At 68.9% G+C, this 25,069-nt stretch carries 24 protein-coding genes and 1 pseudogene; 14 read left to right on the top strand and 11 right to left on the bottom strand.

Annotated elements, in window-relative coordinates:
- Positions 1-65 precede the first annotated feature (65 nt).
- Genes ASD43_RS04850 through ASD43_RS04840 form a run of 3 tightly spaced genes read right to left on the bottom strand, consistent with a single transcriptional unit; the run spans position 66 to position 4,050 of the window.
- Entirely contained in the window at positions 66-1,457 is a 1,392-nt protein-coding gene (locus ASD43_RS04850; protein WP_056414288.1) for an MFS transporter, read from the bottom strand.
- 59 nt (positions 1,458-1,516) lie between these two features.
- Entirely contained in the window at positions 1,517-2,521 is a 1,005-nt protein-coding gene (locus ASD43_RS04845) for an L-idonate 5-dehydrogenase (RefSeq protein WP_056414284.1), read from the bottom strand.
- Positions 2,518-4,050, bottom strand: a complete 1,533-nt coding sequence (locus tag ASD43_RS04840) for a mannitol dehydrogenase family protein (RefSeq protein ID WP_235564032.1) — start codon at positions 4,048-4,050, stop codon at positions 2,518-2,520. The genes ASD43_RS04845 and ASD43_RS04840 overlap by 4 nt, the downstream gene beginning before the upstream one ends.
- A gap of 152 nt (positions 4,051-4,202) precedes the next feature.
- Here ASD43_RS04840 and ASD43_RS04835 point away from each other — a divergent pair, with 152 nt between their 5' ends.
- Together ASD43_RS04835 and ASD43_RS17590 are read left to right on the top strand one after the other, a co-directional pair.
- On the top strand, positions 4,203-5,165 hold the full coding sequence (locus ASD43_RS04835) for a LacI family DNA-binding transcriptional regulator (protein ID WP_056414281.1): 963 nt from the start codon (positions 4,203-4,205) through the stop codon (positions 5,163-5,165).
- Positions 5,166-5,168: 3 nt separating this feature from the next.
- Positions 5,169-5,288, top strand: coding sequence for a type II toxin-antitoxin system RelE family toxin (locus ASD43_RS17590; RefSeq protein ID WP_082539261.1), 120 nt, complete (start codon positions 5,169-5,171; stop codon positions 5,286-5,288).
- Positions 5,289-5,317: 29 nt separating this feature from the next.
- Here ASD43_RS17590 and ASD43_RS04830 read toward each other — a convergent pair whose 3' ends face one another.
- Positions 5,318-5,944, bottom strand: a complete 627-nt coding sequence (locus tag ASD43_RS04830) for a response regulator transcription factor (RefSeq protein WP_056414279.1) — start codon at positions 5,942-5,944, stop codon at positions 5,318-5,320.
- Complete coding sequence (locus ASD43_RS04825; protein ID WP_056414276.1) at positions 5,941-7,125, bottom strand: sensor histidine kinase; 1,185 nt, start codon at positions 7,123-7,125, stop codon at positions 5,941-5,943. Before ASD43_RS04825 ends, ASD43_RS04830 begins: the two co-directional genes overlap by 4 nt.
- A 164-nt stretch (positions 7,126-7,289) precedes the next feature.
- Between ASD43_RS04825 and ASD43_RS04820 the strand changes: the two genes are divergently transcribed.
- On the top strand, positions 7,290-8,360 hold the full coding sequence (locus ASD43_RS04820; protein WP_056414272.1) for an ABC transporter permease: 1,071 nt from the start codon (positions 7,290-7,292) through the stop codon (positions 8,358-8,360).
- A complete protein-coding gene (locus tag ASD43_RS04815; protein ID WP_056414270.1) occupies positions 8,357-9,052 on the top strand; it encodes an ABC transporter ATP-binding protein in 696 nt (231 codons plus the stop codon). Before ASD43_RS04820 ends, ASD43_RS04815 begins: the two co-directional genes overlap by 4 nt.
- Before the next feature lie 64 nt (positions 9,053-9,116).
- Here ASD43_RS04815 and ASD43_RS04810 read toward each other — a convergent pair whose 3' ends face one another.
- Entirely contained in the window at positions 9,117-9,929 is an 813-nt protein-coding gene (locus tag ASD43_RS04810) for a shikimate 5-dehydrogenase (protein ID WP_082539437.1), read from the bottom strand.
- Between the two features lie 529 nt (positions 9,930-10,458).
- Between ASD43_RS04810 and ASD43_RS04805 the strand changes: the two genes are divergently transcribed.
- A complete protein-coding gene (locus ASD43_RS04805; RefSeq protein WP_042540947.1) occupies positions 10,459-10,665 on the top strand; it encodes a cold-shock protein in 207 nt (68 codons plus the stop codon).
- A 197-nt stretch (positions 10,666-10,862) separates the two neighbouring features.
- Here the strand turns inward: ASD43_RS04805 and ASD43_RS04800 are convergent, their stop codons facing one another.
- Together ASD43_RS04800 and nucS are read right to left on the bottom strand one after the other, a co-directional pair.
- Entirely contained in the window at positions 10,863-11,528 is a 666-nt protein-coding gene (locus ASD43_RS04800) for an HAD hydrolase-like protein (RefSeq protein WP_056414267.1), read from the bottom strand.
- Positions 11,529-11,591: 63 nt separating this feature from the next.
- Positions 11,592-12,287: an endonuclease NucS gene (gene nucS / locus ASD43_RS04795; RefSeq protein WP_045252593.1), complete on the bottom strand. Its 696-nt coding sequence runs from the start codon at positions 12,285-12,287 to the stop codon at positions 11,592-11,594.
- A gap of 147 nt (positions 12,288-12,434) precedes the next feature.
- Here nucS and ASD43_RS04790 point away from each other — a divergent pair, with 147 nt between their 5' ends.
- Positions 12,435-12,794 (top strand): hypothetical protein, encoded by a 360-nt coding sequence (locus tag ASD43_RS04790; RefSeq protein WP_056414265.1) that lies wholly within the window; start codon positions 12,435-12,437, stop codon positions 12,792-12,794.
- 3 nt (positions 12,795-12,797) lie between these two features.
- On the opposite strand, the gene ASD43_RS04785 is transcribed toward ASD43_RS04790, so the two are convergent.
- A complete protein-coding gene (locus ASD43_RS04785; protein WP_056414262.1) occupies positions 12,798-14,045 on the bottom strand; it encodes an MFS transporter in 1,248 nt (415 codons plus the stop codon).
- 59 nt (positions 14,046-14,104) lie between these two features.
- Between ASD43_RS04785 and ASD43_RS04780 the strand changes: the two genes are divergently transcribed.
- Positions 14,105-15,166: a LacI family DNA-binding transcriptional regulator gene (locus ASD43_RS04780; protein WP_056414260.1), complete on the top strand. Its 1,062-nt coding sequence runs from the start codon at positions 14,105-14,107 to the stop codon at positions 15,164-15,166.
- A gap of 5 nt (positions 15,167-15,171) precedes the next feature.
- Here ASD43_RS04780 and ASD43_RS04775 read toward each other — a convergent pair whose 3' ends face one another.
- Positions 15,172-16,671: a hypothetical protein gene (locus tag ASD43_RS04775; RefSeq protein WP_056414258.1), complete on the bottom strand. Its 1,500-nt coding sequence runs from the start codon at positions 16,669-16,671 to the stop codon at positions 15,172-15,174.
- A gap of 51 nt (positions 16,672-16,722) precedes the next feature.
- Positions 16,723-17,049 carry an L-rhamnose mutarotase gene (locus tag ASD43_RS04770; protein WP_056414254.1) on the bottom strand — a complete coding sequence of 109 codons (327 nt, stop codon included), beginning with the start codon at positions 17,047-17,049 and terminating at the stop codon, positions 16,723-16,725.
- A 264-nt stretch (positions 17,050-17,313) separates the two neighbouring features.
- Between ASD43_RS04770 and ASD43_RS04765 the strand changes: the two genes are divergently transcribed.
- From ASD43_RS04765 to ASD43_RS04735, 7 genes and pseudogenes are all read left to right on the top strand, one after another.
- On the top strand, positions 17,314-20,256 hold the full coding sequence (locus tag ASD43_RS04765) for a Na+/H+ antiporter subunit A (RefSeq protein WP_056414252.1): 2,943 nt from the start codon (positions 17,314-17,316) through the stop codon (positions 20,254-20,256).
- Positions 20,256-20,816: pseudogene (locus ASD43_RS04760) on the top strand (Na(+)/H(+) antiporter subunit C); the annotation flags it as partial. The gene ASD43_RS04765 and the pseudogene ASD43_RS04760, both read left to right, overlap by 1 nt.
- Before the next feature lie 191 nt (positions 20,817-21,007).
- Positions 21,008-22,561, top strand: a complete 1,554-nt coding sequence (locus ASD43_RS04755) for a Na+/H+ antiporter subunit D (protein WP_056414249.1) — start codon at positions 21,008-21,010, stop codon at positions 22,559-22,561.
- Positions 22,558-23,157 (top strand): Na+/H+ antiporter subunit E, encoded by a 600-nt coding sequence (locus ASD43_RS04750; RefSeq protein ID WP_056414246.1) that lies wholly within the window; start codon positions 22,558-22,560, stop codon positions 23,155-23,157. The genes ASD43_RS04755 and ASD43_RS04750 overlap by 4 nt, the downstream gene beginning before the upstream one ends.
- A complete protein-coding gene (locus ASD43_RS04745) occupies positions 23,154-23,423 on the top strand; it encodes a monovalent cation/H+ antiporter complex subunit F (RefSeq protein WP_056414244.1) in 270 nt (89 codons plus the stop codon). The genes ASD43_RS04750 and ASD43_RS04745 overlap by 4 nt, the downstream gene beginning before the upstream one ends.
- Entirely contained in the window at positions 23,420-23,809 is a 390-nt protein-coding gene (gene mnhG / locus ASD43_RS04740; RefSeq protein ID WP_056414241.1) for a monovalent cation/H(+) antiporter subunit G, read from the top strand. The genes ASD43_RS04745 and mnhG overlap by 4 nt, the downstream gene beginning before the upstream one ends.
- 335 nt (positions 23,810-24,144) lie before the next feature.
- A complete protein-coding gene (locus ASD43_RS04735; protein ID WP_157550804.1) occupies positions 24,145-25,038 on the top strand; it encodes a hypothetical protein in 894 nt (297 codons plus the stop codon).
- The last annotated feature ends 31 nt before the right edge of the window (positions 25,039-25,069 follow it).

Here is a 25,069-nt window from a genome sequence, read left to right as displayed (position 1 = left end):
AGCAGTGGGGGTGGAGTGGGGTGCGGCCGCGTGTCGCGGCCGCACCCCGAGTGGGTGCGGGGCGATCAGATCGCGTCGCGGGGGTCCGTCAGGTCGCGGCCTGCGACCTCGGGCATCCAGATCGAGGCGATGAGCGCGCTCAGGGTGAAGATGAACAGCATGATGATGATCGGGATGAACGAGCCGGTGGCGGCCGACACCCATGCGGCGGCGATGACCGGGCCCGCGCCGGTCGCGACGATGGCGGCGATCTCGCGTGCCATGGCCGTGAACGTGTACCGGTTGCGCGCACCGAACAGCTCGGGGAGCGTCAGGTTCTCGAGCGAGGCGAAGCTCATCACCGCGAGGTTGTGCAGCACGACGTAGCCGATGAAGACCTGCAGCGTGACACCGCTGCTGATCATGAGCATCGTCGGGACGATGACGATGAGTGCGATGACCGCCCAGATCATGTACATGCGCTTGCGGCCGAACCTGTCGCCGAGCCAGCCCGAGAGCGGGACGGTGATGAAGGCGACGAGCGACGAGACGATCACGGCGTTGACGCCGATCGAGCGGTCGAGCAGCAGCACGACGGTGATGTAGCTGATCAGGTAGGTCTGGATCATGCCCGAGTTGCCGGCCTGGCCGAAACGCAGCAGGAGGGCGATCGAGAACGCCTTCCAGGGCTTGCGCTCCATCGCCTCGAGGGTGCGCACGTCACCGGTCTCGGTGGCGAGCTTGATCGTGTCCTCCTTGGAGAGGGCCTTGCCGTCGACGACGTCCTCGCGCTCCTCGAAGACCGGGGTCTCCTTGAGGTTGAAGCGCACCCAGATGGCGAAGAGCATGATGACCGCGCTGCCGATGAACGGGATGCGCCATGCCCAGTCGATGACTTCCTGCTCGCTGTAGGCGACGAGCAGGATCGCCCAGATGCCCGAGGCGAGCAGCGTGCCGCAGTTCGTGCCCAGTGCGACGAGCGAGGCGATGATGCCGCGGCGCTTCGCCGGTGCGTACTCGGCGAGCATGACGCCCGCGCCCGAGATCTCGGCACCCGCACCGAAGCCCTGCGCGATGCGCAGCAGCACGAGGAGGATCGGCGCGAGCACACCCACCTGGTTGTACGTGGGCAGGAAGCCGATCAGGGTGGTCGCGAGACCCATCAGCAGGATCGTGTAGAACAGCACCTTCGTGCGGCCGGTCTTGTCGCCGAGACGGGCGAAGAAGAACGCGCCGACGGGACGCGCGACGTAGCCGACACCGTAGGTGGCCATCGCGGCGACGACCGCGACCGCGGGGTTCTCGGACGAGAAGAACAGGTCGGCGAACACGAGCGCGGCGGCCAGCGAGTAGAGCTGGTAGTCCATGAACTCGAGGGCGGTGCCGAGCCATCCGGAGATGGCTGCGCGCACGAGGTCGCGCACCGACCTCTTCTCGGCGGGATCGACGGCCGGGGTCGTCGTCGGGGCTTCTGACATGGGAGGTACTCCTTCGGACCGGGAACAGGTGGGGTGCGCGGGGGCGCGGAGGGGTGTGGCTAGAGGGACAGCAGGACCTTCGCCGAGGCGGACGAGTCGCGAGCGAGCTGGAGGGCCTCGACGGCGTCGGATGCCGGGATGACGTGGGAGATGACGGAGTCGAGCGCGTCGGACTCGGCGAGCAGGGCGATCGCATCGTCGATCTCGGTGGAGAAGCGGAACGCACCGCGGATCGTGAGCTCCTTGGCGAGCATCGGGGCGAGGTTCACTCCGATGTCGGCGTTGGGCAGCATCCCGACCTGCACGATGGTGCCGGCGCGGCGGGCCGCGCGGACGGCCGAGGAGAGCGCGACTCCGACGCCGGAGCACTCGAAGACGACGTCGTACGACTCGTTCTCGATCGTGTCGCGGCCGACGAGCGAGACCTCGGTCGCGCCGAGTGCCTGCGCGCGGTCGAGGGGCTCGGCGCGCACATCGCTGGCGCCCACGACGGATGCTCCGGCGTTGACCGCGGCGGCCACGACGAGCAGGCCGATGGGGCCGGCCCCGATCACGAGCACGCGCATGCCGGTGATGTCACCGGCGAGGCTCACGGCGTGGATCGCGACGGCCAGCGGCTCGGCGAGGGCCGCACGCTCGAGCGGAAGGGAGGCCGGCAGCACGCGGATCATGTGGTCTTCGACGAGCAGGAGCTCGGATGCTCCGCCCTGACGGTGCGGGTCCGCCGCGGCGCTGCCGAGGTAGTCGCCCCCGGAGCGCAGGTGCGGACGGTTCTCGAGGCCCGGGACCTCGGGTCCGTAGCGGGCGGGGTGCACGGTCACCGGTGTGCCGGGTGCGAGGCGCCCGGACGGATCGAGGTCGACGACGCCGGAGAGCTCGTGACCGGGGGTCAGGGGCTCGCGGATCGTGTACTCGCCGTTGGCGCCGTGGAAGTAGTAGTGCAGGTCGGACCCGCAGATGCCGACGTAGTTCACGCGGAGGCGTACCTCGCCCTCACCGGGGGTCGGGACCTCGCGGTCCTCCCAGCGGATGTCTTCCTTGCCGTGGATGGCGAGAGACTTCATGGCTGCAGCTCCTCTGCGCTGATGAGTGATGATGCGGTGGTCCGGGATGCCGAGACGGCATCCGCGATCGCGACCTCGACGCCGCATCGCCGGATGATGTCGACGAGCTCGCCGACGCGGGCGATGAACGCATCCTGAGATCCGAGTCCATCACCGAACAGGTGCAGGTCGCCGATCACGCGCTGTGCGAGCTCACGACCGGTGCGGGCGCTTGCCGCGAATCCGGCGAGGCGCTCGCGGGCGCCGTCGGTCATCGCGGCGGCGTGCAGGCCGGGGTCGAACCCGGGCAGCGGAGCGATGCACGAGAGGTAGCCGGCGACCGTCAGAGCGATCAGGTGCGGCATCTCGCCCTTTCCGAGAGCGAGCAGTGCCGGCTCGGGGATGCGCTGGCGCAGCTTGACCGAGCCGTCGGTGCCGACCTGGCTGGTGCGGTGGCCCAGCGCGCTGTTGGCCCAGCGCTCGAACAGCTCGCTCTCGTACGCACGGATGTCGACGCCGGAGGGCACCTCGATCGAGGGCTCGTACTCGTCACGCAGCACGGCGCGCGCGGCGCTCTCGATGCCGTCGAGTCCGATCGCCTCGGGGATCGTGGCCGCTCCGCTCAGAGCACCGAGGTAGGCGATGAGGGAGTGCGTGCCGTTGAGCAGCCGCACCTTCATCTGCTCGTAGCGTCCGACCTCGTCGGTGAAGACGGCGCCGCCGGCCTCCCACGCGGGGCGGCCGCCGGCGAAGCGGTCTTCGATCGCCCACATCGTGAACGGCTCGGCGGGCACGGGGATCTCGTCGCGGGCGCCGAGCAGGGTGCTGACGCGGGTGCGCAGCTCGGCGGTGGTCGACGGCACGATGCGGTCGACCATGCTGGAGGGGAACGTCACGGCGCGGTCGAGGAACGCGAGTGCGTCGGAGCCCTCCGAGCCGGGCAGTTCGGTGAGGAACTCGCGGACGAGCTTCTCGGTGTGCGCGCCGTTGGCCGACAGGTTGTCGCAGCTGAGGATCGAGAGGGGGGCACCGCCTGCGGCGGCTCTCGCCTGCAGCCCGCGGGCGAGCTGGCCGATGGTCGAACGGGGGGCACCGCCGCGGAGGTCGGCGCGCACGGTGTCGTCGTCGAGGTCGAGCGCCTGCGACGCGGGGGAGTAGCTGTAGCCCTTCTCGGTCACCGTCAGCGTCACGATGCGGATGCCGTCGTCGGCGATCTGCGCGACGACGCGCTCGGGCTGCTCCGCGCCGACGAAGGCATCGGTGTGCACGCCGGGGATACTCAGGGAGGTGCTGCCGGGCGAGATGGTGGCGACCGAGTAGAGCATGTCCTGCGCGTGCATCGCGTCGACGATGGAGCGGGAACGCGAGGCGACGCCGATGATCCCCCAGTCGCCGCCGGCGGACTGCAGGGCGGCTGCCGTGTAGACGGCCTGGTGCGCACGGTGGAAGCTTCCGAGTCCGAGGTGCAGGATGCCGGCAGCCGAGGGGGCGGCTCCGGGGATGGCGCTCGCGGGGGTGGTGCGGCGCAGGACCGGTGTGTCGTCGCTCACGCGGTGGCTCCTTCGCTCGGGGCCGCGCACCGCTGAGGGTGATCGGCGTTGATCGTCATGAAAATCAGTGTGCATTGTTTGTACAAACTTGTCAACCGGTTTTACATCGGGAGGGGGGATCGTAGGATTGCCTGCGAGGGTGGGAGGTCGACATGGCGGCGACGCTGACGGATGTGGCACGGCGCGCAGGCGTGTCGATCGCCACCGCCTCCCGCGCCTTCGGAGAGCCGGATCGCCTCGCCCCGAACACGCTCGGCCGCGTTCTCGAGGCGGCGGGTGAACTCGGGTACGCCGCGTCGCAGCAGGCCACCGCGACCCGCACCTTCGGGGTCGTCGTTCCCGACGTCGCCAACCCTGTCTACGCCACTCTCCTCAAGGCCGTGCAGGGCCAGGCCTGGCACGGGCGTCACCGCATCGTGCTGTTCGACGCCGACGAGGACCTGCGTCGCGAGCGCGAGCAGATCGAGCAGGCGCGCAAGCTCGACGGCATGCTGCTGTGCAGTCCGCGTCTGCCCGACGCCGATGTGCTCGAGCTCGTCGGCGACACCCCGTGCGTCATCGTCAACCGCCAGATCGACGGCGCGCCCTGCGTGCTGATGGACACCGAGCACGGACCGGCTCAGGCCATCGAGCATCTCGCGGCCCTGGGGCACACGCACATCGCCTACGCCGCGGGACCCCGTGGTTCCTGGGCGGACGCGCGCCGTGCCGACACCGTGGCCCGTGCGTGCGAGCGACACGGGATCCTCCTCACCGGACTCAGCCATCACGCCGCGTCGATCCAGGGCGGCCGAGCCGCCGCTGCCCCGGCCGCCGCGAGCGGAGCCACGGCCGTGATCGCCTACAACGACCTCGTCGCTCTCGGACTCGAGGCGGGGCTGCTCGAACTCGGCAAGCGCTGCCCCGCCGACATCAGCATCGTCGGCATCGACGACATCGATCTCGCGGGTGCGGTCACCCCCGCGCTCACCACGGTGCGGATGCCGATCGAGCGCAGCGGCGCACTCGCGGTCGACCTGCTGCTGCAGGCCATGAGCGGCACCGCGATCGACGACGTCGTGACCCTCGGGTCTCAGCTGATCGTGCGCGCGTCGACGGCCGCTCCTGCCGCCTGAGGGGTGCGTCCTCGCGACGACGCCCGGAGAATACGAGTCGGCGACTATCGGGTTCTCTACGAGGTCATCGATGAGCAGGTGCTCGTGACGGTCGTCCGTGTCGCGCATCGACGCGCCGTCTAAGACATCTGAGGTCCGCGACACACCGGGTGTCAGCGGAGGATTCCCTTCTGGCGCGCCGCCGAGACCGCGGCGGTGCGTGAGCTGACATCGAGCTTCGAGAAGATGTGCGCGAGATGCGACTTCACGGTCCGCTCGCTGACGAAGAGCAGGTCAGCCACCTCGCTGTTCGAGCGCCCGGCGGCGACGAGTTCGAGCACCTCGATCTCACGGCTGCTGAGGCTGACACGGGGTGCGCGCATGCGATCCAGCAGACGGGAGGCGATCACCGGAGCGAGTGCGCTCTCTCCGGCGGCCGCTGCGCGCACGGCGGCGGTCAGCTCGTGCGGCGGCGCGTCCTTCAGCAGATAGCCGCTCGCGCCGGCCTCGACGGCGCCGAGGATGTCGGCATCCGAGTCGTAGTTCGTGAGCACGAGCACGTAGGGCGGAGCCTCGAGCGCACGGATGCGTCGGGTCGCGTCCACACCCGTGGTCGGGGACTGGGCGCCGAACTGCAGGTCCATCAGCACCACGTCGGGATTCTCGCGCTCGGCGCAGGTCACGGCCTCTTCGGGTGTGCCTGCCTCGGCGACCACCTCGAGATCCGCTTCGAGACTGAACAGGGCGGCGAGGCCCGCCCGCACGATGGGGTGATCGTCGGCGATGACGAGGCGGATCATGCGAACTCCGTCAGGGGCAGATCGACGGTGAGTGTCGTTCCTCGACCCGACGCGGTGTCGATATCGAGCCGTCCCCCCAGCTGATGCACTCGCTCGGCGGTGGCGCGCAGGCCGAAGGAGTCCGACTTCCCGGCGGTCCCTGGTTCAGGAAGCTCCGCGTCGAAACCGGTGCCGTCGTCCTCGACGGTGAAACGGAGGGTGTCGCCCTCGATGCCGATGGCGACCGACGCCGTGGTCGCGTGGGCGTGCTGGAGGACGTTGGCGATCGCACCCTGCGTGATGCGCAGCAGTGCCGTCTGCAGATGCATGGGTAGGACGACGGTATCGGAGACCCGCACCTGCACGTCGAGTCCCTGCGTCGCCCACTGCGTGCGCGCCAGCCGACGCAGCGCCCCACCGAGGGTCTGATCGTCGAGCTGGGGAGGTGTCAGCTCGCGGATGAATCGCCGCGCCTCGATGAGATTCGCGGCAGCGGTCTCGCGGGCGAGGCGAATGTGCTCGATCCCCGGGCGCGTATCGTCGGCGCGTTCCGCGGCGTGCAGCAGCATCTGGATGCTGGAGAGTCCTTGCGCGAGCGTGTCGTGGATCTCACGAGCGAGCCGCGCGCGTTCAGCGAGCACGCCTGATTCGTGTTCCTGTGCAGCCAACTGTCCACGGGTCGCGAGCAGTTCGGTGACCAGCGCTTCGCGCTGCTGGGCCTCCTTCGCCAGAGCCTGGTAGCCGAGGCCGATCAGCAGGGCGACGCCGGCGCCGACGAACGGACCGACGACGCCGCCGACGCTCCACCCGCCGTGGATGCCGAGTGCGCACACCGCGACGACCGTCGCCGCGAGGATGGCTGCGGATCCCATCCAACGCCCCAGCAGATGGAGGAACAGGAAGAACAGGGGGAAGACGAGGTAGGCGGCATCGGCGCTCATCCAGAGCAGGCAGAGCCACTCTGCGGAAAGGAGTGCCAACCAGATCAGTGTCACCGGCCGTCGGCCGCGCGAGAGGCGAGCGAGCAGCATGCCCGAGGCGTAAGTGACGCCGACGATCAGCGCCAACGCCGTCGCGGCGACGCTCGAATCCGACGGGTCGAGCACCGCGCGGGCGATGACGAGCCCCGTCAGGGCGAAGAAGAGAACGTGCAGACCCGTCCGCAGACCCACGAACACCGGGGTCAGAGCGGTATGCGCCATGGATCGAACTCTACGCCGCGGCGCCGAGCGGCCGCATCGTCCGAAAGGACGATCGAGGCGTCCTCATCCTGGGCGCGAAAGCTCGTCCCGGTGGCGGATGACCAGGATGACGCCCGCGGCGAAAGTGGAATGGTCGCCGCATCGGCGACAGGAAAGGCCACACCATGTTCGTCGCGTTACGCGATCTCCGCTTCGCCAAGGGGCGATTCATCCTCATCGGCTCGGCCGTCGCCCTCATCACCCTTCTCGTCGGGTTCCTCAGCGGACTGACGGGCGGCCTCGCCATCCAGAACGTCTCGGCCGTGCTCGCGCTGCCCGGAGACAGGATCGTGTTCTCCTCGCCCTCCGGCGGAGACGCTGCGGCCAGTTTCGCCGACTCCGCGATCACCGAGCAGCAGGCGATCGACTGGGCGGCGACGGCCGGGGTGACCGACGCACGCCCCCTCGGCATCAGCCAGACCCGTGCCGAGACCGCCGACACCCGTGCGGCGATCGCGGTGTTCGGTGTCGAGCCGGGGTTCGACGCCGATGCGCCCTCCGCAGACGGTCGGCTGCGACTGTCGGTGCCCGCCGCTGAGGCGCTCGCCGTGAAGGCCGGAGAGCAGATCGAGATCGCCGGCGTCTCCTACGACGTCGAGACGGTCGAGGGAGACGCGTGGTACAGCCACACCCCGGTCGTGCAGATGACCCTGCACGACTGGCAGGCGTACTCGGCATCCACCGGCAACCCCGATGCCTACGCCACGGTCCTCGTCGTCTCGGGCGCCCCCGATGGGGATGCTGCGGACGCGGCGAACGACACGATCTCCGAGACCACCCTGGGATCGCTGACAGCCCTGAGCGCCTTCCGCTCCGAGATCGGATCGCTCCTGCTCATGGTGGCCATGCTCTTCGGCATCTCGGGACTCGTCATCGGGGCGTTCTTCACCGTCTGGACCATGCAGCGCAAGGGCGACGTCGCCGTCCTCAAAGCGCTCGGGGCGAGCACGCGGTCCCTGATCCGCGACGCGCTGGGTCAGGCGCTGATCGTCCTTCTGGTGGGCATCGGAGTGGGGCTGGGGCTGGTCACCGTGCTGGGCCTGCTCGCCGGCACCGCTCTTCCGTTCCTGCTGAGCCCCGTCACGACCATCGTTCCCGGCGGGATCATGATCGCCCTCGGCCTCGCGGGCGCCGCGTTCGCCCTGCGATCCGTCACCTCCGCCGACCCCCTCACCGCACTCGGGAGCAACCGATGATCCGCCTGACCGACATCACCCTGACCTTCCCCGACGGGGACTCCCGCGTGACCGCCGTGGACGGCGTCTCCGTCACCGCCCACCCGGGAACGGTCACCGGCATCACGGGGCCCAGCGGCTCGGGCAAGTCGAGTCTGCTCGCCGTCGCCGGCACCCTCTTGCGTCCGGATTCCGGCGAGATCCTCATCGACGGGCATGACGTCACGGGGCTCAGCGCAGCCGAGGCGACGCGTCTGAGGCGGGACCGGATCGGAATCGTCTTCCAGCAGCCCAACCTCATCCCGTCCTTGACCGCCCGCGAGCAGCTGAGCGTCATGAACGAGCTCGGTGCTCCGCGCAGTCGACACGGTCGCGCCGAGACGACCGCTCGCGCGGAGGAGCTGCTCTTTGCGGTCGGCCTCTCCGCGCACGCGCACAAGAGGCCGCACCAGCTCTCCGGCGGACAGCGTCAGCGCGTCAACATCGCTCGAGCGCTCATGAACGATCCGAGCGTGCTCCTGGTCGACGAGCCCACCAGCGCTCTCGATCAGGAACGCGGGGCCAGGATCATCGATCTCATCCTGCGGCTCACGGACGAACGAAACACGTCCACGCTGCTGGTCACGCACGACCTCGTGCATCTCCCGCGCATGCACGGGGTGCTGCACCTCGTCGACGGTCAGGTCGTCGATGCGGCCGTTCCGACGCGCTGAGCCGGGCCGGCTCGTCTGAGTTCTGCGTGAACGCGCACTCCCGCCCCGCCGCTCACTGGGCCGCTCACTGGGCCCGCATGAACTCCTCGGCGGCCTGCACCTGCTCGGCAGAGGGACGGATGCCGGTGTAGAGCACGAACTGCTCGAGCGCCTGCAGCGTCGCGACCTCGGCACCGGTGATGACCGTCTTGCCGGCCGCCCGGGCCGCGGTGATCAGCGGGGTCTCCGCGGGGAGGGCGACCACATCGAAGACCACCGATGCGGCGGCGATCTGCGCGTCGGTGAACGACACGGCGTGCTCGTCCGCACCTCCGGCCATGCCGATCGGGGTGATGTTGACGATCACGTCCGCGGTCACCGCCTCGGCATCCGCCGTCCAGTCGAAGCCGTACAGATCGGCCAGCGCGCGGCCGCGGCCCTCGTTGCGCGCGGCGACCGTGACGCGGGTGAATTCGGCGTCGCGGAACGCGGCCGCGGTCGCCTTCGCCATCCCGCCGGACCCGCGCAGCAGGACGGATGCCGCGGGGTCGAGGCTGTTCTGCTCGATCAGCTGGGCGATCGCGCTGTAGTCGGTGTTGTACGCGGTGAGCACGCCCTCGTCGTTCACGATCGTGTTCACGGAGTCGATCGCGGTCGCGGAGGGATCCATCCGATCCACCAGTGCGATGACGTCCTCTTTATAGGGCATGGAGATCGCGCATCCCCGGATGCCGAGTCCGCGCACACCCGCGATCGCCTGGGCGAGGTCGGTGGGGGCGAAGGCCTTGTAGATCCAGTTGAGGCCGAGCTCCTCGTAGAGGCGGTTGTGGAACCGGGTGCCGTTGTTGCTCGGGCGCGCCGAGAGCGAGATGCACAGCGTCATGTCCTTGTTCAGCATGGTCACCGCACCAGGCTACTCGCCGACGCTCTCCTCGAAATGCCGGGATGCAACCCCATGGCGAAGCCGCATCCACTCCCTTATGGTGAAGATGCATGCACAGGGGATCGATCGCCTCCGTCTTCCCCAGAGACGGACCGCCTTCCCCAGAGGCAAGGCGATCCGTGCATGCGATTGGGCCCTCTCGAGCGGTTCTGTCCCCAACGGGCCGCTCGAGAGGGCCGCTATCGGCGATCCTCTGATGATTTTCGGTTTTGTCCCCCAAATGGGGGACAAAACGGTTCCGGAGGGGTTAGTCTGGAATCTGACGCACCCTCCGGTCGTCTTCGGCCCTCATCGCTCCCCCCGCGGTGAGGGCCACACCATTTTCCGGGCGGCTCCGCGCGCCCGACGGATGACCTTCCATTACCGCTCGTGCAACATTTGGGTTACGGGCTGATCTCGGGACTTCCGCTCAGCGCCTGCTCCACTAGCGTGGAGCACGTCGGGGCATCCTGCGTCGGCTTCTTTCCAGCAGAACAGGCAGTACATGAGCACCCAGGGCACGGTTAAGTGGTTCAACTCGGAGAAGGGCTTCGGCTTCATCTCCCCCGACGACGGCGGCGCTGACGTTTTCGCGCACTACTCCGCCATCGAGTCATCCGGCTACCGCTCTCTCGAAGAGAACCAGCGAGTCGAGTTCGACGTGGCGCAGGGCCCCAAGGGCCTGCAGGCTGAGAACATCCGTCCGCTCTGAGAGCGGACGTCCATAGAGCTCCCCGACCGGGGGTTGCGATCCGTCGCGGCCGCTCGGCGGGGAGCTCTGTGCTTTGTGGGCGGGATTCAGCTGTGTTCTCCCGCCCTCTCGGGAGGAGATCTGTCTGACGGGAGGATGCGTGCGGGCCGAGGATCCTCCCCAGGGAGAGTCCTCCTCCCGAGGCGGCGAGCCCGCGGTCAGTTCAGAAGCAGTGCGCGCAGTTCGTCGGCGGATGCTGCGCGGAAGGCCGCCTCATCGCCTTCATGCGTGTCGCTGAAACCCCACTCGACGAAGACCACGGGCACGCCGTTCGCGTTGCCGCCCTCGACGTCGTGGTGACGGTCGCCGATCAGCACCGGCCGTGACACGTCTGCGCCACGCTCGGCGAGACGACGCAGCGCCTCAGCCACGATGTCGGTCTTCGAGGCGAGGGTCGATTCGTCGGGGGTGGCTCCGACCGTGGTGAGGAAGTACGGCCGCAGCGCGAAGAAGTCGATGATCGCATCGACCTGGATCTCGGGCTTCGAGCTCGCCGTCGCCTGAGGAACACCGGCGGCGTGCAGATCACGGATGATCTCGGGCACGCCGGGGTAGGTCGCGACGTCGGTCGTGTACCCGTCCGCCTTGCCCAGGGTGCGGTAGAAGCTCACGGCCTCGGCGGACTCCTCGGGGGTCATGCCCGCCTGCGCCTGGAAGGACTGGAACATCGGCGGACCGATCCAGTGCACCAGCTCTTCCCTCGTCGGCGCCGGGTGTCCGAAGTGCGTGAGAGCGACATTCAGACGGCGCAGGATGCCGACCGATGCGTCGGCGATCGTGCCGTCGACGTCCCAGAGCACACACGAATAGGGGGAAGAAGCCATGCCTTCCAGCCTATGGGCAGCGGGAGATGCGACCGACCGCGGTGAACATCTGTGCAGACGGGGTCAGAACAGACGCGGGATGCCGGACTCGATGCCCTTCATGTCGTCGTAGTCGAGCACGAGGCAGCGGATGCCGCGGTCTTCGGCGAGCACGCGCGCCTGTGGCTTGATCTCCTGGGCCGCGAAGACCCCCTGCACGGGGGCGAGGTGCGGGTCGCGGCCGAGCAGCTCGAGATATCTGGTCAGCTGCTCGACGCCGTCGATGTCACCGCGGCGCTTGATCTCGACGGCGATCGCGGCACCGTCGGCATCCCGCACGAGAAGGTCGACCGGACCGATCGCCGTCGGATACTCGCGACGGACGAGCGTCGCGCCGTCGGAGATGCGGTCGACCTGCTCGGCCAGCAGACGCTGCAGGTCGGCTTCGACACCGTCCTTCTGCAGCCCGGGGTCGATCCCGAGGTCGTGCTGCGTGTCGTGCAGGATCTCGTAGATCTGCACACGCAGGGCATCGCCGGTCTTCTTGTGCGTGACACGCCAGACCTCGGTGACGCCGGCGATCGACTCCTCCTCGCCGGGCTCCTCGGAAGAGAGGGAGCACGGCGGGCTCATCCAGTTCAGCGGCTTGTAGCTGCCGCCGTCCGAGTGCACGAGCAGACTCCCGTCGCCCTTGTGCACGAGAAGACGTGTCGCGAGCGGGAGATGGGCATTGAGCCGCCCGGTGTAATCCACGGAGCAGCGGGCGATGACGAGACGCACCGTTCGAGCCTACTTCGTCGGACGCACTCCTCCTGCGGCGACGGTGTCGGTCGCCGGTGTTTCCCCATCTCCCGTGCCGCCGCCATCTTCCGCGATCGTGCCGCACTGGATCCTGACATTCTGGGCGAGCAGACCGAGGATGAGGAGATGACCGTGTCGATCGAACTGGTGACGATGATCGTGACCGTCGCATCGACGCTGCTGGGACTCGCCGCCGGGTTCGGGTGGATGATCACCCGCACGGACGCACGGTTCGAGAGTTTCGAACAGCGGATGGATGCCCGGTTCGAGCGGGCGGAACTGCAGACGGACGCGCGGTTCGAGAGTTTCGAGCAGCGGATGGATGCGCGGTTCGAGCGGGCGGAGCAGCGGATGGATGCGCGGTTCGCGAGGGCGGAGCAGCGTGCGGATGCACGGTTCGACCGACTGGAGATGGATATCGGCGAGGTGAAGATCGCGATCGCGCGGCTCGAAGGCCCGACGCCGCGCCTTCTGGTCACACGCTGACGTTCAGTCCTTCGTCGCGGACACAGGCTCTGCTGACATCTCGTCGTGGCGCAGCGGGCGCGCGGCGCCCGAGAACAGACCGGACATGACGACGAGGGCGACGAGGATGAACAGGGTGTTGAGCAGGCCGATGTGTTCGCTGATGAAGCCGAGGACCGGCGGGCCGCCCAGGAAGGAGATGTAGCCGATGGTCGCCGCGGCGCTGACCCGCGCGGCCGCCTTGGCCGGGTCGTCGGCGGCGGCGGACATGCCCAGGGGGAACCCGAGCGAGGCGCCCACGCCCCACAGGGCTGCTCCCACGAACACCAGCGGCAGACTCGGCGCGAGGATGAACAGCAGGATGCCGGATGCCGCGGCCACCGCGAGGATGCGCAGCACCGCCACGCGGCCGAAGCGGTCGACGAGAGGTCCGCCGAAGATGCGCACGACGGTCATCGCGACGGAGAAGGTGGCGAGGGCGGCCGCACCGAGGGCCGTTCCGCCGCCGTGATCTTCGGCGACGCCGAGCGCGAGCCAGTCATTGGCCCCGCCCTCGGCGAACGACATCCCGAGCATGACCACGCCGATCGCGTAGGTGCGCGGCTCTCGCCAGGCCGACATCGCGACGTGCATCCGCTCGCGCCAGCGCCGCTTCTCGCCGTCGCCCTCGCTCGGATCGAGCGCCTCCTGGCGTCGGGGAACGCTGGCGATGCTGACGACGCCGATCGCGGCGATCAGCACCGCGATGACGAGGGTGTGCGTGAAGACAGTGATCTGCAGCTGCGCGGCGAGTGCTCCGAGCCCGGCTCCGATGACCGTGCCGAAGCTGAAGAAGGCGTGGAACAGCGGGAGGATCGTCTTGCCCGAGTGCTGCTCGATCGCCGTGGCCTCGACGTTCATCATGACGTCGACGCATCCGTTGCCGAGGCCGAAGAGCACCAGGCCGATCAGCACCACCGAATACGAGCCGACGACGTTCGTGCCGATCCCGATCAGGGCGACGCCCGAGGCGAAGGTGAAGATCGAGACCATCATCCCGGTGCGCGCACCGGTGCGCGCCATGATCGCGGGGCTCGTCGAGATGCCGATGATGGACGCGATCCCGGCGCCGAGCAGCAGCATGCCGACCTGCGCCTTGTCGACCTCGAGGGCGAGCTTGATGTCGGGGACCCGCGACGCCCAGGTGGCGATCGACAGACCGCTGGCGAGGAAGATCGCGAAGATCGCCGTGCGCCAGCGCACATACTGCGACCGGGAGAGAGCCGTGTCCATCGGATCAGCATATCGAATCGATTCGATCGCGCGGAACCCGGGGGAGCTATCCTCGGAGTATGACCAGTCACGACACCCCGCGCCGCGCGACGATCGCCGACGTCGCCCGCGCGGCAGGGGTGGCCACGTCGACGGCATCCGTCGTCTTCAGCGGCAAGGCGAGCGTGGCCCCCGCCACTCGGGAGCGGGTGCTCGCGGTGGCGGCCGACCTCGGCTACGCGGGTCCCGACCCTCGTGCGGCCTCGCTGCGGCGCGGACGCAGCGGCATCGTCGCGGTCGTGCTCGAGGGGCACCTGCGCGCGGCGTTCCTCGATCCGGTGACCACTGCGATGATGGACGGCCTGACCGACGGACTCGCGGATATGAGCGCCGGCATCCTCCTCATGCGAGACGACCCGGGCGACGACGGCTCCCCTCTCTCGAATGCGCCGGTCGATGCGGTCGTTCTGATCGGCTGCTCGGGTCGCACCAAGGCATCGCTCGACATCGTCCGCAGCCGCGGGCTTCCGGTCGTGGTGATCGAAGGCGATGCGGGCGAGGGGATCCCGAGGATCACCCTCGACAACACCGCCGCGGCCGCCGATGTCGCGCGCCACCTGTACGACCTCGGACACCGCGAGGTCGCCCTGGTGACCCTGCCCCTCGACACCGAGGGAGAACGAGCACCGGTGACGCAGGAGCGCATCGCCGCGGCGACGGTCGACGTCACGGTCGATCGCCTCGCCGGTATGCGCGAGGTGTTCCCGACGGCTCCCGCGATCTCGGCGGGCGGCAGCCTGATCGACGAGGGACTGCTCGCCGGTCGGATGCTGCTCGCGGATCCCGCCACGCGACCGACGGCGATCCTCGCGCAGAGCGACCTGATCGCGGTCGGCGTCATCCGTGCGGCAGAGGAACTCGGACTGCGTGTGCCCGAGGATCTCTCGGTGGCCGGATTCGACGGGATCGCCGCAGACGGCCTCGGCGATCTCGTGCTCACGACGAGCGTGCAGCCGGCTGTCGAGAAGGGGCGTGCGGCCGGCGAGCAGGTCGCCCGGATGCTGCAGGGCGAGACCGGACTCACGCTGCACCTGACGTGCCGGTTCCGCGAGGGAACGACGACGGCACCGCCGGCGCGCTGACCCTGTCAGCTGTGGGCGGGACCGATCGGCAGCGTCGACGTCCCGAAGTCGCGGATCATATAGCGCCCGCAGTCGATGATGTCCGTGGGCACGACAGCCTGCGGAAGCTCCCATGGCACCGTCTGCGAGTCCTCGACGAGGAACGAGACCTCGCCGACATCGGCGTCGTGGCGGTTCACGAGCCAGGCGTAGGCGTCCAGCCGGTGATCCACCTGCACCAGCTGCGAGGGATCGTCGAGATGCAGCTTCGGCAGGCGGACGGTCCAGAACTGCCCGGCTCCGGTGCGACCGGACGCCTCGACCCAGTCGGTGACGCACGCGAGGTCGGCATCGGGGGCGGAGGCTGCGGCGGTGAGCCGCGGCACGCTGAGGCCGCCCCCGACCAGCAGGAGGACGCCGGCGACGGCGGCGGTGCGGCGGCGCAGATCGGCCGACACCCGGAGCGTCGTCGGCCAGGCCACGAGCGCGAGCACCGGCGCGAACGCGAGGGGTTGCAGGTAGCGCGAGGCATGGGTGCCGAGCACGACCGCTCCGACGACGACGACCGACGGCGTCGCCCACGCCACGGCCGCGATCAGGCGCGCGCCGACATCGGGTGACCGAGTGGTGCGCACGACGGCGAGGGCCAGCAGCGCGGCGGTGATCAGCAAGCCCACGAGCCCGAAGGGCGAGACGATCCGATCGCCGAGCAGCCCCAGGTAATACTCGGCGGAGTCCCGCCAATGGCTCGGCTGCGCGTATCCCGCGCCCGTGTTGGCGATCCATGCCGCGAACGGAATACGAGCGAGCATCCCCGCTGCCGCTGCTCCGAGGAGAAGCGCTGAGAGCATCAGGATGCGGGTGCGCTGCGGTGCGCGGACGGCTAGGACGACGAGCACGAGCACGAGAGGTGCGACGCCCCACGCGAGGAAGAGGGGATTCGAGAACGTCGACACCAGCGCGACCGCGGCGAGGACGATGACCATGGCCGGGCTGCGCGACTCGCGGTCGAGGATGCGGCGCACGAGCCCGACCGCGAGCACGACCGCGACGACGGTCGCCGAGTAGTACGTGGTGGTCGCCTGCAGCGAGGCGAGTTCGAGGGCCTCACGCGACGACGAGACCTCGGTCATCGCCGAGGCGCCGAAAGCGCCCAGGGCGAGCAGAGACCAGGCGATCGGGGCATGCCCCGGTCGGGAGCGTCCGGCGACCAGGCGGATCGCGCCGTACAGCGCAAGGAGGTTCCCCACCGCACTCGCCGCGAGGACTCCGTTCGTGCCGAGCGGCAGCACGACGTCCAGCGCGGTGAACGCGGCGGACTCGGGCACGAACAGCACGCTCGACATCGCCCAGTCGAGCGGCTGCCCGGAGAGCACGGCGCGGGCGAGCATCGCGACGACCAGTGAGTCGCCGTCGCGGAACAGCAGTTCGGCGCGAGGAGAGGCCGCGACCGCGGCGACGCTGATCAGCGAGATGGCTGCGGCGAGGATCCACCCCGACAGCTCCCGCATCCACACCCGTGTCACGGGGCTACTCTGTCACGCGTCCCGAGCGCCTACCTGCCCGGTACCAGGATGTCAGGAGACCTGTGTGCGCAGATCCCAGATCTCCTCGAGCGGCGCCGTCCCCTCTGCCCCCTCGGCGTCGCGGAACACCTCGACGAAACGGCCGATGTCGGCCTGCCAGGCGTGATCGGCCGGGTCGTCCTGCAGCGCGGCGACCGCGGTATCCCAGTCCTCGCAGTCGACGAGGTGGAAGAGACGGTGGCCGGAGCGCCAGATCGTCCAGTCGCGGATGCCGATGCGATCGAACGTCGCGGCGAGGGCGTCGGGGATGCGGACGTGAGCGGAGCGGTAGTGGTCGATCGCGCCGTCGCGGATCTCGGAGTGCAGGGCGATGCGCATGGGGGCCTCTCATCGGTGCGGGTGTCGCGGTCGGGGATGGAGGACGCCGGGAGGAGGTCACGGCGTCGGCCACCTCGACCAGGATCGCACCCCGCACGGATCTCGGACAGGGCAGATTGCCCGGGATGACGGTGCGAAGCGGCCATTTGTGTGACCTCTGCACCGAATCCGCGGACCGAAAGGGCCAAAACACCAGGTAAACTCGATATAGACACCCGCCCGCCTGTGCCGCATCCGGCCGACGAGCTTCGAGGAGCCGCGTATATGCTGACGCTCCTCGCCGTGTTTCTCCTCGGGTCCATCCTGATGCCCGTTCTGGTGCGCTGGCTGGGATCGCAGGCATTCGCCGTCGCGGCCATCATCCCCGCCGCGGCATTCGTGCACGCACTCGTGGTCACCCCCCAGGTGCTCGACGGCCCCGCCCCGTTCGTGTCGATCGCCTGGATCCCGCAGCTCGGACTCGATCTGTCGATGCACATGGACGTGCTCGGCTGGGTGCTCACGCTGATCGTGACGGGCGTCGGCGCGCTCGTGCTCCTCTACTGCCGCTGGTACTTCCACGACGACTCCGCGGGGATCGGCCAGTTCGCCGGCGTCCTGCTCGGATTCGCCGGAGCGATGTACGGACTCGTCCTCACCGACGACCTGGTCATGCTGGTCATGTTCTGGGAGGTGACCAGCATCCTCTCCTACCTCCTGATCGGTCACTACCGGCGTCGCGCGGCCAGTCGTCGAGCCGCGCTGCAGGCTCTCCTGGTCACCACGCTCGGCGGACTGGTGATGTTCGTCGGCGTCGTGCTGCTCGTGGTGGATGCCGGCACCTCCAGCATCCGAGAGATCCTCGAGCTCGCACCCACCGGGCCGATCGTCGACGCCGCCGTCGTGATGCTCCTCATCGGTGCGATCAGCAAGTCCGCGCTCTTCCCGTTCCACTTCTGGCTGCCCGGCGCCATGGCCGCGCCGACACCGGTCAGCGCCTATCTGCACGCCGCGGCGATGGTGAAGGCCGGCATCTACCTGATCGCGCGCTTCGCACCGATCTTCGCCTTCACGGGCCCATGGCGTCCCATCATCATCTCGCTGGGCGTGGTCACGATGCTGCTCGGCGGCATCCAGGCGCTGCGCGAGACCGACCTCAAGCGCATCCTCGCGTTCGGCACCGTCAGCCAGCTCGGGTTCTTCGCGATCGTCGTCGGCTACGGCACGCAGGCGAGCGCACTCGCCGGAGTCGCCCTCGTGATCGGCCATGCGCTGTTCAAGTCGGCGCTGTTCCTGATCGTCGGGGTGATCGACCGGCAGCTGTCCACGCGTGACATCGACGAGCTCAGCGGTGTGGGGCGACAGGCCCCGGTGATGGCCACCGCGGCGTTCATCTCGGTCGCCTCGATGGCGGGAGTCGCCCCCACGATCGGGTTCGTCGCGAAGGAGTCGACGCTCACCGCGCTGCTCGACGACGCCCTGCACGGATCCCCGTGGGGACTCGTGGCGATCATCGGCGTGAGCATCGGGTCCATGCTCACTGCGGCATACGGCATCCGCTTCCTGTGGGGGGCGTTCTGGACCAAACGCGACGGCGCCGGCGACCGTCGCCAGGACACGGCATGGCCCGACCCGCCCGTCGGCTTCCTCTCGGCACCGATCATCCTCGCCGGCGTGACGCTCGCGGCGGGGATCGGCGCCCCCGCACTCGATGTGGCGCTGCAAGGATACGCACTCACCGCGACGCCGGGCCTGGATGCCGCGGGCGAGGCGGTCGAAGGGCCGGGACACCTCGCTCTCTGGCACGGCCTCGAGCCCGCCCTGGGCATCTCGATCCTGTCGATCCTGCTCGGCGCCGGCCTCTTCCTGCTCAGCATCCGCACCGGCTGGGATCGCAAGCCGCGCCTGATCCCCTTCACCGCGGCAGACGTCTACTACCTGGTGATGCGCGGCGTCGACCGGCTCTCGGTGCTCAGCACCACCCTCACCCAGCGCGGATCGCTGCCGGTCTACGTCGGGACGATCTTCGTGGTGTTCGTCGCGGCCGAGATCACCGCCCTCGTGGCCACCGACATCGATCGCTTCCAGCTCTCGGCCTGGCACACCCCGGTCCAGCTCGTCGTCGCGCCGATGATGGCGGCCGCCGGTGTGATGGCGGTGCGTGCGCAGAAGCGGTACACGGGCGTCGTGCTCGTGTCGATCACCGGTCTCGGCATGGTCGTGCTGTTCGCGACCAGCGGTGCCCCCGACCTCGCGCTCACGCAGATCCTCGTCGAGACCGTGACGATGGTGACCTTCGCCCTCGTGCTGCGCCGCCTGCCGGCGCGGATGGGCGAGCACAACGCGTCCGTCGGGCGCATCCCCCGCGCCCTGCTGGGCGTCGGCGTGGGTCTGACGATGGCCCTGGTGGCGATCGTGGCGACGCAGTCGAGGATCGCGGATCCGATCTCCGAGATGTTCCCGCAGCTCGCGTACGACATCGGTCACGGCAAGAACGTCGTCAACGTGGCCCTCGTCGACCTGCGCGGCTGGGACACGATGGGCGAGCTGTCGGTGCTCGTGCTCGCGGCGACCGGCGTGGCGTCGCTCGTGTTCGTCACGCACCGCGCCGACATGCTCGCAGCGACCAAGACCCTTCCCAAGGCGCGACGCCGCCGGACTCTCAGCCGTCCGCTCGTCGAGACGACCGAGGGTGTGCGGTTCCAGACGTCCGAGAACGAGAGCAGCCCGCGCGCCTGGCTCGTCGGCGGCCAGAAGATGAGGCCCGAGAACAGGTCGATCCTGCTCGAGGTCATCGTCCGCGTCCTGTTCCACACGATCATCGTCGTGTCGATCTTCCTGCTGTTCTCCGGCCACAACCTGCCGGGCGGCGGTTTCGCCGGAGGGCTCGTCGCGGGCATGGCGCTCGTCATGCGCTACGTCGCGGGCGGTCGCTGGGAGCTCGGAGCCGCGGCGCCGACGGACGCAGGACGCCTGCTCGGCACCGGCCTGATCCTGGCCGTCGGAGCCGCGATCGTGCCGCTGTTCTTCGGCCTCGCCCCCCTCACCAGCAACTTCTGGGAGTGGGAGATCCCCGGCATCGGGCACATGGAGTTCGTGACCTCGACGATCTTCGACGTCGGCGTGTACCTGGTCGTCATCGGACTCGTACTCGACGTGCTGCGCAGCCTCGGGGCCGAGGTCGACCGCCAGGCGCAGGAGTTCCGCGAGCGGGGGGTGAGCGTCTGATGGATGTCTCGCTGACCCTGATCGTGATCATGGCCGTGCTGTTCGCCTGCGGTGTCTACGCGATGCTCGAGCGCAGCCTCACCCGCGTGCTGATCGGATTCCTGCTGCTCGGCAATGCCACGAACCTGCTGCTTCTCATCGTGATGGGCGTTCCTGGCAACGCCCCCTTCTTCGGCACCGAGGGCGAGCTCAGCGACCCCCTGCCGCAGGCGCTGACGCTCACCGCCATCGTGATCACCTTCGCCGTCTCGGCATTCCTGCTCGCCCTGATCTACCGCTCCTGGCAGCTCGGTCAGGCCGACACGGTCGAGGACGACGAGGCCGACATCGCTCTCCGCGAGCGCACCGATGCCGACGAAGACCTCATGGACGACGAGGCCGACGCCGACGACGACTCCGCGACCACCGACTTCGTCGGCGTGCAGACCGCGCCCATCACCGTGCTGCACATGCGCGACCACCCGGCGATCCACGACGATGCACCGGTCGATCGGGCCTACGTATCGAGGGCCCCCCGCGATGACGGGGGCACGTCCGAGGCCGAAGGCAGGGCCTCATCCGACGGCGACGGCGACGGCGAGTCCACGCCCGAGGGGGACGAGCGTCCCGGTTTCCGCGCGGATGCCGATACGCACGCGTCCGACGCCGACGAGACGGATGCGGCGGACGCCGCCCGAGACACGGCGGCCGACACGGCATCCGATGACTCCGCCCCCGAGCACACCGACGACACCGACAGGGAGGACCGCCCATGAGCGCACTCGTCCCCCTGCTGGTGGGTCTGCCGCTGCTCGGCGCCGCCGTCACCCTGATCTTCGGACGCAGACCCCGACTGCAGGTCTTCGTCACGGTCGCGACTCTCGCCGCGGTGTCGGTGATCGCGGCGGTGCTGCTGGTCGCCGTCGACGGCGGAAGCCCGATCGCCGTCTCGGTGGGAGGCTGGCCGGTGCCCTTCGGCATCGTGCTCTACGTCGACCGTCTCGCGGCTCTCCTCGTGCTCATCTCGAGCATCGTGCTGCTCGCCGTCCTCCTCTTCTCGATCGGCCAGGGTGCCGCTGACGGCACCGACGAGACGCCGATCTCGATCTTCAACCCGTCGTATCTGATCCTCGCCGCCGGCATTTTCAACGCCTTCATCGCGGGCGACCTCTTCAACCTCTACGTCGGATTCGAGATCCTCCTCGTCGCGTCGTACGTGCTCATCACACTCGGCAGCACCGAGTCCCGCATCCGCACCGGTGCCGTCTACATCGTGGTGTCGCTGGTGTCGTCGATTCTGTTCCTCGCCTCCATCGCGATGATCTACGGCGCGCTGGGCACCGTGAACATGGCGCAGATCGCCGAGCGGATGACCGAGCTCCCGCAGGAGACGCAGCTCGTGCTGCATCTCATGCTGGTCGTGGCCTTCGGCATCAAAGCCGCCATCTTCCCGGTCTCGTTCTGGCTGCCCGACTCATATCCGACAGCACCCGCACCCGTCACGGCCGTCTTCGCCGGACTGCTCACGAAGGTCGGCGTGTATGCGCTGATCCGCACCGAGACGCAGCTCTTCGCCGAGAACAGCATCGACACCGTGCTGCTGATCATCGCGCTCGCGACCATGATCGTCGGAGTGCTCGGCGCCGTCGCGCAGGCGGAGCTGAAGAGGATCCTGTCGTTCACCCTGGTCAGCCACGTCGGGTACATGATCTTCGGCCTGGCGATCGCGACGCCCGCGGCCATCGGCGCGACGGTGTACTACATCGTCCACCACATCGTCGTGCAGACCACCCTGTTCCTCGCCGTCGGACTCATCGAGCGCCGAGCCGGGAGCACGTCGATCCTGCGCGTGAAGGGGCTGTTGAAAGTCGCCCCCGTGATCGCCGTGCTCTATTTCATCCCCGCGATCAACCTCGGCGGCCTGCCCCCGTTCTCCGGTTTCATCGGCAAGTTCGCACTCTTCGAGGCGGCGGCATCGGTCGGAACGCCTCTGATGATCGTTCTGATCGGCGGCGGCATCGTCACGTCGCTGCTCACCCTGTACGCGCTGATGCGCGCCTGGAACCTCGCTTTCTGGCGCGAGGAGGAGGACTCCACCGAGACCGAGGGGCGCATCTCGTACCTCGGCAACGCGCCCGCCGCCGACGAGCAGCAGGAGCGCCGCCGCATCCCGCGGATCATGACCGTCGCGACGGCAGGGATGGTCGGGGTGACGCTTGCTCTCACCGTGTTCGCCGGCCCCCTCTACGCCCTGTGCGACCGGATCGGCGCGGTGCTCCTCGAGCCCGTGAGCCTGGTGCAGCTGGAAGGCGAGGTCGACGGATGAGTCCCTCCGAGACCGGCCGTCACTTCTGGCGGGACACGCGCGTGCAGCTGCCGTTCCTCGCGTGGCTCGTGGTGCTGTGGATGCTCCTGTGGAGCCAGTTCACGGTGCTCTCCTTCATCTCGGGCCTCGTGGTCGCGGTGTTCGTGACGCGGGTGTTCCGGTTGCCGACGGTGGAACTGTCAGGCCGCATCAACGTCTGGTACGCCCTGCTGCTGCTCGTGCAGTTCCTGTTCGCGATGCTGCGCGGAGCCCTCGCCGTGACGGTGCAGGTCTTCGACTTCCGCCGTCAGCCCGGGGCGGCCATCGTCGCCGTACCGCTGCGCTACGCCGACGATCTGATGATGACGCACGTGTCGGTCGTCTCCTCACTCGTCCCCGGTTCGCTGGTGGTCGAGGCCGACCGCGACCGTCAGGTGCTCTACCTGCACGTGATCGGGGTGCGCAGCATGGCCGACGTCGAGAAGCAGCGCGAGGGCGTGCTGCGCTGGGAGCGTCGGGTCGTCCGTGCGCTCGGCGCCCCCGACCAGTACCGTGCCCTCAAGGCCGATGAGCGCGCGGTGCGCTCGGGCGACTCGATGAAGGGCGGTGTGCGATGAACGTTCTCCTGCTGGCGATCATGGTCATCTTCGGCATCGCCGCGATCCTCACGATCGTCCGGATCGTGCGCGGTCCCTCGATCCTCGACCGTGCCGTGGCGTCGGACGTGCTCCTCACCGAGGTCATGTGCGTGCTCGGCGCCGAGATGGCGATCAACGGACACACGCGCAACATCCCGGTGCTGCTGATCATCGCCGCGGTGGGCGTCTTCGGGTCGATCTCGGTCGCCCGCTTCGTCGCGAGAAGGGACAACACGACACCATGAACGTGTTCGGCCTTGCCATCCCCGACGCCGTCATCGACGTCGCCGTCCTCGTGCTGATACTGCTCGGCGCCGTGCTCTGCCTGTCCGCCGCAGTCGGACTGCTGCGGTTCCGCGACGTGCCGTCGCGACTGCACGCCGCGACGAAGCCGCAGGTGCTGGGACTCGTGCTCATCTGCCTCGCGATCGCGCTGTCGCAGCGCACCCTCGGCAGCATCCTCGTTGGACTCGCCCTCGTGACCCCGATCGTGCTCATGCAGTTCGCCACCGCCCCGCTGTCTGCCCATATCGTCGGACGGCAGGCGTATCGCAACGGGACGACCGACGAGCGCAACCTGGTCGTCGACGAGCTCGCCGACTCCAAGCAGACCCCTCCCGCCGCCGGCTGACCGGCGCCGGGCCCGTCCGTCCGGTCCGGCCGGCGCCGCTCCGTCCGGCCGGCGCCGCTCCGTCCGGCCGGCGCCGCTCCGTCCGGCCGGTCCGGCGGTCCGGGCCTCGCCGGGTCGCGGTGCGCAATTCAGCATGAGATCTCTCAGACCGAGTATCCGGGCCCCCGGCCACCGATATATCGAGGATCGGTGCTGAAACCTGATCGGTGACCCGCGTCCACCCAAGGCGATGCCGGGGTGGTTTCTTCCTGCACCGAAACCCTCGAACGGCGACCCGCCCCGAAATCGTGGGAAAACGGCTCACGCACAACACCGCCCATCCGCACACTTCCCTCATGAGCGAGCACGGTGATGTCGACAAGCGGACTGTGGCGGAGCGAGCTGGAGATGCCTACGCGCCGACGGTGTTCTCCCGATCCCAGCTGATCCGGAAGGGACTGACCGGGCGCCGGATTGCAGCCGCGGTGGCGAGGAGCGACCTCCTGCACATCCGGCGTGACCGATATGCGCTGCCCACGGCCCCGAGCGACGTGGTCACTGCGGTGCGGATCGGCGGACGCGTGTCGTGTCTCTCCTTGCTCGTGGCGATGGGGGTCTTCGTTCACCGCAGCCGCGGGTTGCACGTCCTCGTGACTCCCGGATCGTCGCGCCTGCGTCTGTCGAAGAACAGCACGACCGTGTTGCACTGGCGGGTGCGGTCGAGTGTCGATGGCTGTCTTCATGCGGCCCCGATCGTCGATGCCGTCGCCCATTCGGTGTTTTGTCAGTCCCCGCGGGAGACGCTCGCGACCCTCGACAGCATCCTGCATCACGCACTCATGACCTTCGACGAACTCGCCCAACTGTTCGAGTCGCTGCCCACCAGGTTCCGTCCGTTGCTCGCCCTCGTGGATCCGTCGGCGGCCTCGGGCCCGGAGACCTACATGCGTTTGATTCTGAGGGCGATGGGCGTCTCGTATGAGATGCAGGTCTATCTGGAGGGTGTCGGCTACGTCGACTTCGTCGTCGACGGGTGGTTGATCATCGAGTGCGACAGCAAGGAGTTCCACGAGGGGTGGGAGAAGCAGGTGCAGGATCGGGCGCGCGATGTCGCTGCGGCCCGGCTGGGTTACGTCACTGTCCGGCCCCTGGCGGTGGACCTCCTCGGCGACCACACGGTCGTGCGGGAGGCACTGGAGCAGATCATCGAGGTGATGGGACCACGATTCACACGCGGTCGCCGTTCGTGATTCAGCAGGAGCGGCCGCCGATCGATATGAC

Source organism: Microbacterium sp. Root553 (assembly GCF_001426995.1).
In the GTDB taxonomy this organism is placed as follows: domain Bacteria; phylum Actinomycetota; class Actinomycetes; order Actinomycetales; family Microbacteriaceae; genus Microbacterium.
The sequence above is the reverse complement of the archived record's forward strand: the minus strand, read 5'-3'. Positions and strand labels throughout refer to the sequence as shown.